Annotated in this window: 10 protein-coding genes and 1 other annotated feature; of the genes, 7 read left to right on the forward strand and 3 right to left on the reverse strand. The window is 52.3% G+C overall.

The window, feature by feature from the left end; translation table 11 throughout:
- Window positions 1–31 precede the first annotated feature (31 nt).
- A complete protein-coding gene (locus tag PGX44_RS05820; RefSeq protein WP_222433627.1) occupies window positions 32–739 on the forward strand; it encodes an ABC transporter ATP-binding protein in 708 nt (235 codons plus the stop codon).
- Window positions 729–1,946 (forward strand): ABC transporter permease, encoded by a 1,218-nt coding sequence (locus PGX44_RS05825; protein ID WP_186503252.1) that lies wholly within the window; start codon window positions 729–731, stop codon window positions 1,944–1,946. Before PGX44_RS05820 ends, PGX44_RS05825 begins: the two co-directional genes overlap by 11 nt.
- A gap of 55 nt (window positions 1,947–2,001) precedes the next feature.
- Here the strand turns inward: PGX44_RS05825 and PGX44_RS05830 are convergent, their stop codons facing one another.
- Entirely contained in the window at window positions 2,002–2,532 is a 531-nt protein-coding gene (locus PGX44_RS05830; RefSeq protein WP_498854598.1) for a flavodoxin, read from the reverse strand.
- A gap of 189 nt (window positions 2,533–2,721) precedes the next feature.
- Here PGX44_RS05830 and PGX44_RS05835 point away from each other — a divergent pair, with 189 nt between their 5' ends.
- Both PGX44_RS05835 and ychF read left to right on the forward strand, forming a co-directional pair.
- Window positions 2,722–3,963, forward strand: coding sequence for an LL-diaminopimelate aminotransferase (locus PGX44_RS05835; RefSeq protein WP_498854599.1), 1,242 nt, complete (start codon window positions 2,722–2,724; stop codon window positions 3,961–3,963).
- A gap of 29 nt (window positions 3,964–3,992) precedes the next feature.
- Window positions 3,993–5,099 (forward strand): redox-regulated ATPase YchF, encoded by a 1,107-nt coding sequence (gene ychF / locus PGX44_RS05840; RefSeq protein ID WP_498854600.1) that lies wholly within the window; start codon window positions 3,993–3,995, stop codon window positions 5,097–5,099.
- Window positions 5,100–5,173: 74 nt separating this feature from the next.
- Here the strand turns inward: ychF and PGX44_RS05845 are convergent, their stop codons facing one another.
- Window positions 5,174–7,096: an ABC transporter ATP-binding protein gene (locus PGX44_RS05845; protein ID WP_498854601.1), complete on the reverse strand. Its 1,923-nt coding sequence runs from the start codon at window positions 7,094–7,096 to the stop codon at window positions 5,174–5,176.
- A gap of 8 nt (window positions 7,097–7,104) precedes the next feature.
- Window positions 7,105–8,307, reverse strand: a complete 1,203-nt coding sequence (locus tag PGX44_RS05850; RefSeq protein ID WP_186503246.1) for a CaiB/BaiF CoA transferase family protein — start codon at window positions 8,305–8,307, stop codon at window positions 7,105–7,107.
- A 112-nt stretch (window positions 8,308–8,419) separates the two neighbouring features.
- Between PGX44_RS05850 and PGX44_RS05855 the strand changes: the two genes are divergently transcribed.
- The 3 genes from PGX44_RS05855 to PGX44_RS05865 all read left to right on the forward strand — a co-directional run bounded on the left by PGX44_RS05855 (window position 8,420) and on the right by PGX44_RS05865 (window position 12,593).
- The gene (locus PGX44_RS05855; protein ID WP_289001074.1) at window positions 8,420–9,361 is read left to right on the forward strand and encodes a carbon-nitrogen hydrolase family protein; all 942 of its coding nucleotides are present in this window, start codon (window positions 8,420–8,422) and stop codon (window positions 9,359–9,361) included.
- Window positions 9,362–9,591: 230 nt separating this feature from the next.
- Window positions 9,592–9,835 (forward strand) — a binding site (T-box leader).
- Window positions 9,836–9,925: 90 nt separating this feature from the next.
- Window positions 9,926–11,206, forward strand: a complete 1,281-nt coding sequence (locus PGX44_RS05860) for an O-acetylhomoserine aminocarboxypropyltransferase/cysteine synthase family protein (protein WP_186503244.1) — start codon at window positions 9,926–9,928, stop codon at window positions 11,204–11,206.
- A gap of 67 nt (window positions 11,207–11,273) precedes the next feature.
- Window positions 11,274–12,593: a branched-chain amino acid transport system II carrier protein gene (locus tag PGX44_RS05865; protein ID WP_498854602.1), complete on the forward strand. Its 1,320-nt coding sequence runs from the start codon at window positions 11,274–11,276 to the stop codon at window positions 12,591–12,593.
- Window positions 12,594–12,665: the final 72 nt, after the last annotated feature.

Here is a 12,665-nt window from a genome sequence, read left to right on the forward strand (position 1 = left end):
GCCATAAGGGCAAGAAATCAGGTGTAACACTATGAATGAGAAACTGATTGAACTGACAAATATCAAAAAAATATATCACATTGGCGGCCAGGATTTTGCCGCCCTGGCAGGTATCAATCTCGTCATACGTGAAGGAGAATTTGCCGCCCTCATGGGGCCATCGGGCTCCGGGAAGTCGACGCTCATGAACATTCTGGGTTGTCTCGACCGGCCGACGGAAGGCTCGTATAAGCTGAATGGTGAAGAAGTCGCCCATCTTTCTGACGACGAACTGGCCGTCGTCCGCAACCGACACATTGGCTTTGTCTTCCAGAACTTCAATCTCCTCTCGCGTATTTCCGCCTTAGACAACGTGGCCCTGCCTCTGGTCTACGCCGGCGTGGGCCGCAAGGAACGGCACGAACGGGCCCTGCAAAAGCTCACCGATGTAGGCCTCAAGACCTGGGCCGATCACAAGCCTAACGAATTGTCCGGCGGCCAGCGTCAGCGTGTTGCCATTGCCCGGGCCCTGGTCAATGAACCGCACATCATCATGGCCGATGAACCGACAGGCAACTTGGATACAAAATCGACGAAGGACATTATGCACCTCTTCGAGGACCTGCACGAAGAAGGCAAGACGATCATCCTGGTCACACACGAACCGGACATCGCCGCCTGCGCCAGCCGGCAGCTGCTCCTTTGCGACGGTATGATTACGCGCGATGCAGGGAAAGGGGTGGTCATGGATGTTGTTTAAAGAAAGTGTCAGTATCGCCATTGCAGCCCTCCTGTCCAATAAGCTCCGCTCCATTTTGACTATGCTGGGCATTATCATCGGCGTCGGTGCCGTCATCGTCATGATTTCCATCGGCATGGGCGTGCGGCAAAACGTCACCAACTCCATTGCCAGTCTGGGCAGCAACATGCTCATCGTTACGCCGGGCTCAGCCAATAAAGGCGGCGTCCGTTCTGCCGCCGGGTCCAACCAGAGCCTGAAGCTCGATGACGCCGAAGCCATCCAAAAGCGCATTAAGGACATCGATTATGTGGCACCGACGGTCAACAGCAGCTACCAGGTCGTTTACGGCAACCAGAACTGGAACACGTCCGTTTACGGCGTCACACCGGATTACATGAAAATCCGCTCCCTCACTGTCGCCTCCGGTTCCTTTATTACCAACGCCGACGACAACAGCCGTAACCGTGTGGCCGTCATCGGTTCTACCGTCGCCACAAACCTCTTTGGCACGAAGAACCCTGTAGGCAGCAATATCCGTATTCACAACCAGCCCTTCAAGGTCATTGGTGTCCTCGAAAGCAAAGGCCAGTCGTCTATGGGCAGTGACCAGGATGACGTGGTCCTCGTCCCCTTAAAGACTGCCCAGGAACGACTCATGGGCATTACGTACATCCGCTCCATCAACATTCAGGTTACCAATACGAACGATATGGACGCCGTCCAGGAACAGGTCGAAACACTGCTGCGCCAGCGCCACCATATTCGCACCGGTGAAGACGATGACTTTAACGTCCGCAACCTGACGAGCATTATGGAAACCATGAGCAGCACGACGACCATGCTGACTCTCTTTCTCGGTAGTATTGCCGCCATTTCCCTTTTGGTCGGCGGCATTGGCATCATGAACATTATGATGGTATCCGTTACGGAACGGACACGGGAAATCGGGATCCGCAAGGCCTTAGGTGCTACCTTTAAGGATATTATGACGCAGTTTCTCATTGAATCTGTCGTCATCGGCGTCGCCGGCGGCCTCTTAGGTGTTTTCTTCGGCGTTTCCATTTCCCTGCTCATTTCGCATTTCTCGACCTTTACGACGTATATCACAGCCGCGCCGATCATTCTCTCCTTTACCTTCTCTGTCGGCACAGGCCTCTTCTTCGGCATCTATCCCGCAAAGAAAGCAGCCCGCCTCGATCCCATTGAAGCACTGCGCTACGAATAACACGTACAGAAAAAGAGCTCCTCGTCAAAGGGGCTCTTTTTCTGTACGTGCCAATTCAGATTGTTTCCAGCTGCAGCCAGCGGCGGATATCGCCTTCGGCATCGGCAACGGTCGTGCCTAAGAGGGTAATACCACGGCTGAGTTTGGCCTGCGGCGCCAGGGCATGGATATCCTCCAGGCTATGTCCAAAGCCGCTGCCTTCATGCGTGCAGAAGGGCTTAATAATTTTATTGGAAAAATCATGGGCTTCCAGGAAGGTCCACACAGGCATGGGCATGGTGCCACACCAATTCGGATAGCCCAGAAAAATAACGTCATACGCCGTTACATCAGGCAGGTCATAGCGCAAGGCCGGACGGGCATTATCCCGTTTTTCCTGCCGCGCCCGCTCGACCGTTGCAGCATACGAGTCGGGATAGCGCTCTGCCGCCTCGATGAGGAACATATCCCCTTGTACATGGCCCCGCAAAATATCTGCGGCAATCTGCGTGTTGCCTATGGGCAAATGCACCAGCTGTCCCCGCGAATAGTTTTCGCCTGGCCGGCTAAAATAAGCAATGAGACATTTCTTATCACGATAATCCATACCCTCCGCCCCTTTCTCTCTCTGGCAGGTGTTTCAATATTTCAAATGGTTACCATTCTATTTTATCATGAATCCTTGCGTTTGCGTACCTTTTCAAGGGTTTATGATTGTAGTACAATAAACAGTGACATTCAGGTATACATTCCAGTATATATGTACATTCTTATCGAATATAAAGGAGGTCATTTCATGGCTCATGTAAATGAAAATTATTTAAAACTTCCGGGTAACTACCTCTTTGCTACGATCGGCAAAAAAGTAGAAGCCTTTTCCAAGGCCCATCCCGATGCCAAAATCATCCGTCTCGGTATTGGCGACGTAACGCGTCCCCTGGCTCCGGCCATCATCGACGCCATGCACAAGGCTGTTGACGAAATGGGCAAGGCCGAAACATTCCGCGGCTACGGTCCGGAACAGGGCTATGATTTCCTGCGTCAGGCCATCATCAAAGGCGATTACGAAACGCGTGGCATCAGCCTCGACGAAGATGAAGTATTCATTGGCGACGGTGCCAAGACGGACGTTGCCTGCATTCAGGAAATCTTCGGCAGTGATATGAAATTTGCCGTAGCCGATCCGGTCTACCCGGTATATCTCGATTCTAACGTCATGCTCGGCCACACAGGCCTTTACAATGAAGAAAAAGGCATGTATGACGGTGTCGTATATCTCCCGTGCACGCCGGAAAATGGCTTCAAAGCTCAGCCGCCGACAGAAAAGGTCGATATTGTCTACCTTTGCAACCCGTCCAACCCGACAGGCACAGCCATGAGCAAGGCCGAACTGGAAAACTGGGTCGCCTATGCCAAGGAAAATAAAGTCGTCCTCATTTATGACTCGGCTTACGAAACATACATCACCGAACCGGACGTCCCCCACTCGATCTATGAAGTAGAAGGGGCCAAAGAAGTCGCCATCGAACTGCGTTCCTACTCGAAATGCGCCGGCTTCACGGGTACGCGCTGCTCCTACGTCATCGTCCCGAAAGCCTGCGTCGGCTACAAGGCTGATGGCACAGCGGTCGAACTGAACCCCATGTGGAACCGCCGCCAGTGCACGTTCTTCAACGGCACGCCGTACATCATTCAGCGCGCAGCCGAAGCGTACTACAGTGAAGAAGGTCAGAAACAGTGCCTGGCTGACGTCGAATATTATATGGAAAACGCCCACATTATCCGCGACGGCCTCGTAGCTGCCGGCTATACGGTTTACGGTGCTACCAACTCCCCCTATGCCTGGGTACAGACGCCGAACGGCATGAAGAGCTGGGATTTCTTCGATCTGCTCCTGGAAAAAGCCAACGTCGTTACCACACCGGGTGCCGGCTTTGGCCCGCACGGCGAAGGCTATCTCCGCCTGACAGCTTTCGGCACACGGGAAAACACGGTAGAAGCCGTACAGCGTATTGCTGATCTGCATATCATTAAATAATCGAAGTCGTAGAAAGGAACACCTCATTCATGAGTACCAATTTGGAAATCGGTATTGTCGGCCTGCCGAACGTCGGTAAGAGCACGCTCTTTAACGCAATTACCAAGGCCGGGGCAGAAGCGGCTAACTATCCATTCTGCACAATCGAACCGAACGTAGGCGTCGTCGAAGTACCGGACGCACGCATTCAGGTCCTGACAGACATGTATCATCCGAAACGTACCATTCCTGCGGTAACGCGTTTCGTCGATATTGCCGGCCTCGTAGCCGGTGCCTCTAAGGGTGAAGGCCTGGGCAATAAATTTCTCAGCCACATCCGTGAAACCGACGCCATTGCCGAAGTCGTCCGCTGTTTTGAAGACGGCAACATTACGCACGTATCGGGCTCTATCGATCCTGTCCGTGACGTAGATGTCATCAATACGGAACTGTGCCTGGCCGACATGGACACAGTACAAAAACGGGCAGACCGCATCCGCAAAGTAGCCCAGTGCGGCAACAAGGAAGCCAAGACAGAGCTTGATATCCTCGTAAAAATTCTTAAGGCCTTGGAAGATGGCGAACCGGCCCGCAAGGTCGGCCTGACGAAGGACGAATTGCCGTGGGTACATGATCTCAATCTGTTGACCTTAAAGCCCATCCTCTACATTGCTAACGTAGCCGAAGACGAAGCATCCGAACCGGACGCAAATCCGCACGTACAGGCCCTGAAGGAATTCGCCGCCGCAGAAGGCTCTCAGGTCGTTGCCGTTTCGGCCAAGATCGAAGCAGAAATCGCCGAATTGCCGGCTGACGAAGCATCGGTTTTCCTGCAGGAACTGGGCCTGCCTGAAGCAGGTCTGGCTAAATTGATCAAAGCCAGCTACGCCATGCTGGGCCTGATCAACTTCTTTACGGCCGGTGCCGACGAAGTCCGCGCCTGGACCATCGTCAACGGTACGAAAGCCCAGAAGGCTGCCGGCAAGATTCATACGGATATCGAACGGGGCTTCATCCGCGCCGAAATCGTATCCTATGACGACCTCATTGCCTGCGGCAGTGAACAGGCGGCTAAGGAAAAAGGCCTCGTACGCCTGGAAGGCAAGGATTACATCATGCAGGATGGCGATGTCACCTACTTCCGCTTTAACGTCTAAAAAAGGCAAATACACCACAAATACCGATATAAAAAGAGCAGGCAGCTCAACGCTGTCTGCTTTTTTATATCGGTTTATTCTGCTTCAGAAAGTTCTTCCCACTTTTCGTAGGCAGCCTCCAGTTCAGCCTGGGTACGTTCATAGAGTGCTGTCAGTTCCATGGCCTTTTCCGGGTCTGTCTGGTTTTCCGGCTGATTCAGCTGGAATTCGTACATCTTGACCGTCGCTTCGAGCTCGGAAATCTTCATTTCTATCTTTTCCAATTGCCGCGTCGTGCCGTAGGACTGGGCCTTTTTCGCCGGCGGCGTGTGCCGCTGCGGTTCCGCTTCTTTCTTCGTTGCCTCTGCCTTAGAAGCTGCCGTCACAGTCTCTCCCTGTTCTGCTGCTTTTTGGGCAGCCAGTTCTTCTGCTTCCCGTTCTTTTTCCCGGTAATACGTGTAGTTGCCTAAATATTCGTGCAGCTGCTTAGCTTCAAGGACCAGCGTCCGGCTCGTTATCTTATCGAGGAAATAGCGGTCATGGGATACGACGAGATACGTGCCGCCAAAATCGAGGAGCGCCTGTTCCAGAATTTCCCGCGTCGGAATATCGAGATGATTCGTCGGTTCGTCCAGGATGAGGAAATTCGGCCCCTGCAGGAATAACTTCAAGAGAGCCAGACGGGCCTGTTCACCACCGCTCAGGTTGCTCACGGTCTTAAAGACATCGTCACCTTGAAAGAGAAAACGGCCCAGGACGTTGCGCGCTTCGTCTTCGCTATAGCTGAATTCGTTCATCATTTCTTCGACGAGGGTCCAGTTTCCCTTAAGCTCCGTATGCTCCTGGGAAAAATAACCGATGTGGACGCGGCTGCCCAGGGTAATGTGGCCGTGGTCCGGTTCTTTTTCGCCCATAATCATGCGCAGCAGCGTCGTCTTGCCCGTACCGTTCGGCCCGATAAGGGATGCTGCTTCACCGCGCCGCAGGAGCAGGGACAAATGGGAAAAGAGCTCTTTATCGCCATAGCCGCCACAAATATCGTCAAGGACCAGAACCTTTTCGCCACAGCCTTCGGCCGGGGCAAAATGGAAGTGGAGCGTCGCATCTTCCGGTGCCAGTTCAATCCGTTCCAGGCGGTTCAGCTGGGACTGGCGGCCCCGGGCCTGCTTGGACTTGATACCAGCCTTATACTTGCGGATATATTCTTCCGTTTCTTTAATGTGTTCCTGCTGTTTATTGTAGGCACGTTCTAAGGCTTCCCGCCGTTCCCGGCTCTGTTTGATATAGCGCGTGTAATTGCCTTTATACTTGGTAATCGTACCATGGCTCATTTCCAAAATCCCTGTAGCTACGCGGTCGAGGAAATACCGGTCGTGGGACACGATAAGGATACCGCCGCCATAAGAAAGGAGATAGCCTTCAAGCCACTCCAGCATATCCATGTCCAGATGGTTCGTCGGTTCGTCCAAAAAGAGGTAATCCGGCCGCCGTACGAGGGCCCGGGCCAGATTAATACGCGTTTTCTGGCCGCCGGAAAAACTCTGGACAGGCCGCGACCAGTCGGCTTCGGAAAAGCCCAGGCCCTGCACGATCTTATGGCTCATCGATTCGTAAGAAAAGCCGCCCAGCCATTCGAAACGCTCCTGCAGGCGGGCGTAGCGGTCTATGAGGGCTTCGTTATCCGGTTCTGCCTGCATCTGCTTTTCTGCGGCCTTCAGATCCTGCTCCAAATGACGCACATCCTGCCACGCTTCCGTAATCACGTCCCCTAAGGTAATAGTATCGGCGTAGGTAATATCCTGCTGCAGGTAGCCCACGCTTTCTCCTTCAGAAAGGACAAAAGCACCACTGTCATACTCTTCTTCCCCCATGAGACACTTGAGCAGCGTCGATTTGCCGGCACCGTTGGCACCGATAAGGCCTAAGCGTTCGCCGCGCCTGAGTTCAAAGGACACGTCATGAAAGACGACGTGAACGCCAAATGCTTTTGAAAGTTTTTGTACTTTTATGCTACCCAATTGTTTTTTTATCCTTTCTCGTGTTGTTCTACAATATGCTTTTCTTTCAGGGCTGCAATGGTCTTTTCATCGAGCCCGAGGACACCGGACAAAATGGCATCCGTATCTTCGCCTAGGAGCGGTGCCGCTTTGCGGACCGGTGTTTGCATCGTCGAAAATTTTGCCGGAAAACCGGGCATTTCCAAATCCCCTAAGACCGGATGATGCTGTGTTTCGATCATCCCCCGCGCCCGGATCTGCGGATGGTTCACTAATTCATCGATGCCCAGCACCGGTGCCACCGGGACTGCAGCCCGGTCAAAGAGAGCCACGATGTCTGCCGTCGTGTGCTCCTTCATCCAAGCCGCCAGGATAGGCCGCAGTTCCTTATAGTTTTTGCGGCGCAGCGTATTTTCGGCAAAGCGCGGGTCCGACATGATGTCCATGCCCATAGCAGCCTGCATTCGTGAAAACTGTGTATTATTACCGGTCGCTACGGCCACGTAATCATCCTTCGTTTCATACATATCAAAGGGCGCCGATGCCGAGTGTTCATTACCGGACCGTTCCGGTACGACACCGTTTAAGGTATATTGCATGACAAAATTTTCCAATACGGACATGGTCGTATCCATCATGGACACGTCGATGTACTGGCCTGCACCGGTATGATCACGCTGGTACAGGGCTGCCATGAGACAAAAGGCCATGTGGATGCCTGCGTTGGCATCGGCAATGGAAACGCCTACCTTGACCGGCGGCTGGTCCGGAAAGCCGGTCAGTCTGAGCAGGCCGCCCATGGCCTGGGCAATAATATCATACGCTGCCTTGTGGCAAAGGGGACCGCTTTGGCCAAAGCCGGAAATGGAGGCATAAATAATATCGTCCTTGACGGCTTTAGCCGCTTCATAGCCCAGGCCGAGACGGTCCATCGTGCCGGCAGAAAAATTTTCAATGACTACATCACTCTTTTTCATGAGTTCCAGGGCGATACGTTTTCCTTCAGGACTCTTAAGGTCGAGGGTCAGGCTTTCCTTATTGCGGTTGAGATAGGCAAAGTAACCGCTTTCGCCGTTTTTAAAGGGCAGGTAATGACGCGTATCATCACCACTGCCGGGCCGTTCTATTTTTACTACCCTGGCACCCAGGTCGGCCAGCAGCATCGTACAATACGGGCCGGAATATACATGCGTAAAGTCTAATATAAATAAATCTGAAAACGGATTTTTCATGATTAAGATTCACCTCAACGTATAGTATAACATAGATTTCCCTTGCTACCCAGGCGTATACCTATGTTATAATACTCCTGTAACATACTCTTAGCTTAGGAGGGGATAGAGCATGAAAAATTTAAAGAAAAATTTACGGGCTGCGCTCGTACAGGCATCACCTATTATGTTTGATAAACGGGCGACGACAGAAAAAGTCATCAGGCAAATTCATGAAGCCGGACAAAACGGCGCTGAGCTGATCGTCTTTCCGGAATCGATTATTCCCTGTTATCCCTATGGACTGACTTTCGGCTTCACTGTAGGCAGCCGCAATAATACAGGCCGGCAGGATTGGAAGAAATATTATGACAATGCCGTCCTCGTACCTGACGATACGGCAGGTATCGCCGCTGCCGCCAAAAAGGCCCAGGCCTATGTGAGCATTGGCGTCACCGAACGGGATCATCAAACGTGCTCTCTCTATTGCACCAATCTGATTTTCTCACCGGAAGGCGAACTCGTATCGGTACACCGGAAAATTAAGCCGACCGGTTCGGAACGCTATATTTGGGCAGATTCCCACGTACCGGAAACGTATTTCCCCGTCGTCGATACGCCGTGGGGCGCTATGGGCAGTCTCATTTGCTGGGAAAACTACATGCCCTTAGCCCGCGTAGCGCTCTATGAAAAAGGCGTTTCCCTCTATTTGGCCCCCAATACCAACGACAACCCGGAATGGCAGGACACGATCAAACACATTGCCATTGAAGGCCATTGCTTCGTCTTCAACGTCGATCAGTACTTCACGCGTGACCAGTACCCGCAGGATCTCCTGGAACAGGACGAAATCAGCCGCCTGAAAGAAGAAACCTGCACGGGTGGTACGTGCCTCATCGATCCCTATGGCCACTATGTCACGGAGCCCGTATGGAACAAGGAAGCCATTATCTATGCCGACCTTGATCTTGATATGGTACCCATGAGCCGTATGGAATTCGATGCAACAGGTCATTATTCCCGCCCGGACATCCTTGAATTCTACGTCAATGATTACGACGACGAACTTGAATAAATATCCATTTTCTTTTTACTCCTCTGCTCACGCAGGGGAGTTTTTCTTTTTTTCTAGAATGATTTTTTTATTTTTTCGTTCCAATATGTCTTCCCTATATTATATATACATATATGGGCCTGCTAGCAAGTATATGTTACAGAACGAAATTCTACGAATTTTCAAGTTTTTTACGAAAAACCATTTGACAAATGACAGCGTACATGGTAGACTTACGTCAACAACTTGATAGTGTTGCAATGAAGAGAAGAGTACATGACTAGGAACGGCACAGAGAGCTCCTGAATGGTGAAAGGGAGACCGCAACAACTCATGGAAGATGGCCTCAGAGCAGATTGGTCGAATAATTTAGACCGTCCGGGCGCACCCGTTACAGTGCTACGGTATTCAGGACTTCGGTCTGCGTACCTGAAGAGGTCTGGCTTGCGAGAGCCAGATGAAATTGGGTGGTATCACGGTGCTTCCGTCCCTTACAGAGGGGATGGAGGCTTTTTTTATTACAACACACCTTTTCAAGTGAATTTAATCTTTCTACATTTTATCATTCACAGGGGGAATCATATTATGAGCAAAAACTACAAATTCGAAACATTACAGCAGCATGCAGGCCAGGTACCCGATCCTACGACAGGCGCACGTGCCGTACCTATTTACCAGACGACGAGCTATGTATTTGACAACACGCAGGACGGCGAAGACCAGTTCGCCTTGAAAAAGCCAGGCTTCATCTATTCCCGTCTGGCCAACCCGACGTGGGATGTCCTGGAAAAACGCGTTGCTGCTCTCGAAGGCGGTACAGCCGCTTTGGCCACAGCTACAGGCGCTGCTGCCATTTCCCTTTCGTTAATCAACCTGGCTGGTGCCGGTGATGAAATCGTTGCCGCTCCGACGCTCTACGGTGGCACGATTGAATTGTTCAGCGATACGTTCAAACACCTGGGCATTTCCGTAAAATTCGCCAATCCCGATGACCCGCAGTCCTTTGCTGCCGCCATTACGGACAAGACGAAAGCCGTTTATCTTGAAAGCCTGGGCAACCCGGCCATCAACATTCCTGATTTCGAAGCCATTGCCGAAATCGCTCATAAAAACGGTATCCCCGTTCTCGTAGATAATACCTTCGCTACACCGTATCTCTTCCGTCCCTTTGAACACGGCTGCGATATCGTTCTCCATTCGGCAACGAAATTCATCGGCGGCCATGGCACGACCTTAGGCGGTGTCATCGTAGAAAAAGGCGACTTCGACTGGGAAGGCTCGGGCCGTTTCCCCGATTTCGTCAATCCGGACGAATCCTACGGCGGCATCAGCTTTGCCAAAGACGTACCGGGTGCCGGCTTCGTAACCCGTGTCCGCGCCAAATACCTGCGTGATCTCGGCGCATCCCTGAGCCCGTTCAACGCCTGGCTCCTCATCCAGGGTTTGGAAACCTTGTCCCTGCGCGTAGAACGTCACGTCGCCAACGCCCAGAAGGTTGCTGCTTTCCTGGAAAACCATCCGAAGGTCGCTAAAGTAAACTATCCGTCTCTGCCGAGCTCGCCATACTATAAACTGGCTCAGAAGTATTTCCCGAAGGGCACAGGCTCTATCTTCTCCTTCGAACTGAAAGATGGCTATGCAGCTGCCCGTAAGTTCATCGATTCGGCAGAAATCTTCTCTGACCTGGCTAACGTAGGCGATTCCAAATCCCTGCTCGTACATCCGGCTTCGACAACACATCAGCAGCTGACGCCGGAAGCTCTCGTCGCAGCTGGCATCACATCCGGTACCATCCGCATCTCCATTGGTCTGGAAAACGTCGATGATCTTCTCGCTGATATCGAACAGGCTCTGGAAAAAGCATAAGACCCAGTTCTACCACCGGCGATTTGCACTGACGCAGATCGCCGGTTTTCTTTTAGGAGGCTTCACTATGACGCAAAACACGACTACCCATACAAACAGGCCGCGCCTGCAGGATATCTTTATTTTGGGCTTTGCCTTCTTTGCCACGTATTTTGGTGCCGGCAACCTTATCTTTCCGCCACAGCTGGGCCTAAATAGTGGCACGGAATTCATCGCCGGCTTGTCGGGCCTTACCCTTTCCGGCATTTTCCTGCCTATCTTTACACTCATCGTCATCGGCCTGAACGGTGATGTTCATGCCATTACGGACCGGGTCGGCAAATATACGTACAACGTCCTCTTGGCCGCCCTCATGATCGTCTGTACCTTCGTTTCTATTCCCCGTACGGCTGCCACAGCCATCCAATTAGGTATACAGGGAAACATTCCGGCAGCGCCTTTTATTCCCTTGGTCATTTTATATTTTGTCATTTCCTATTTCTTCGTTGCCGATCAAAATAACGTCATGGACCGCATGGGCAAGTACCTGACGCCGCTTTTAGCGCTTATCCTCGTCGTCATCGCTATTGCCGGCGTCGTCTCGCCTTTAGGTACGCCTGTAGACCCGGCTGTGCCCAATCCCTTCGTCAATGCCTTCTTAGGCGGCTATAATACAGGCGATGTCCTGGTCAGCTTCATCATGGCCGCCGTCTTCATTCAGTCTATTCGAAGCAAAGGCTACCAGACGATTAAACAGCGCAATACCTGCCTCATCTACTGCGGCATCGTCGCCTTCGTTCTGCTCTTTATCATTTACGGTTCTCTCCTCTACATGGGGGCCTGCGTCAGCGGCGACTATCCCCAGACCATCGGCCGGGCAGAGCTTCTGGTCGCCATTATCAGCCGCTTCGGCAGCGCCGTCATGATTCCCATGGGCGTAGCCGTCGTCCTGGCCTGCCTCACGACGGCCATTGGCCAGGTCGCTGCTGTAGCCCAGTTTACGAGCGGGTTTTCCCGCAAAGCGAGCTACAAGAAAATGGCTATACTTTGCTCGTGCCTGTCGGCTCTTACCGCTCTCTTAGGCGTCGATGGTATCGTAACCTACGTCGGCTGGGTGTACAGTATTTCCTATCCGCCTTGTCTGGCGCTCCTCGTGCTGGGTGTCCTTGCCAAGGTTACACCCAACAACGGTGCCTGCAAAGGGGCGGTCTACCTGGTTACGCTCTATGCGCTCATAGAAGCCTTACCGTTCCTCTCTGATCTGGCCATTGCCAAGGCAATCGTCGCGGCTACACCGCTTTCTGCCTATGGCTTCGGCTGGGTAGTCCCATTCATCGCCGGCTACATCACGGGTGCCCTTATCGGTGCCGTTACCGGCAAGCGTTCTGACGCTACGGCCCAGGCCTGAGCTACAGTATTTCACAAAAAAGGGGCTGTGAAATAACGCCCCTATAAAAACGAATGAGGATCACTGGCTCGA

The organism is Caecibacter sp. AF58-12pH5A, assembly GCF_027681725.1.
GTDB lineage: Bacteria > Bacillota > Negativicutes > Veillonellales > Megasphaeraceae > Megasphaera > Megasphaera hominis.

Bases quoted from the DNA above. Each gene is read 5' to 3' on its own strand.
- PGX44_RS05855 (WP_289001074.1), top strand. From the start codon at position 8,420: ATGAAAAATTTAAAGAAAAATTTACGGGCTGCGCTCGTACAGGCATCA.
- PGX44_RS05820 (WP_222433627.1), top strand. From the start codon at position 32: ATGAATGAGAAACTGATTGAACTGACAAATATCAAAAAAATATATCAC.
- PGX44_RS05860 (WP_186503244.1), top strand. From the start codon at position 9,926: ATGAGCAAAAACTACAAATTCGAAACATTACAGCAGCATGCAGGCCAG.
- PGX44_RS05830 (WP_498854598.1), bottom strand. From the start codon at position 2,532: ATGGATTATCGTGATAAGAAATGTCTCATTGCTTATTTTAGCCGGCCA.
- PGX44_RS05825 (WP_186503252.1), top strand. From the start codon at position 729: ATGTTGTTTAAAGAAAGTGTCAGTATCGCCATTGCAGCCCTCCTGTCC.
- PGX44_RS05850 (WP_186503246.1), bottom strand. From the start codon at position 8,307: ATGAAAAATCCGTTTTCAGATTTATTTATATTAGACTTTACGCATGTA.
- ychF (WP_498854600.1), top strand. From the start codon at position 3,993: ATGAGTACCAATTTGGAAATCGGTATTGTCGGCCTGCCGAACGTCGGT.
- PGX44_RS05835 (WP_498854599.1), top strand. From the start codon at position 2,722: ATGGCTCATGTAAATGAAAATTATTTAAAACTTCCGGGTAACTACCTC.
- PGX44_RS05865 (WP_498854602.1), top strand. From the start codon at position 11,274: ATGACGCAAAACACGACTACCCATACAAACAGGCCGCGCCTGCAGGAT.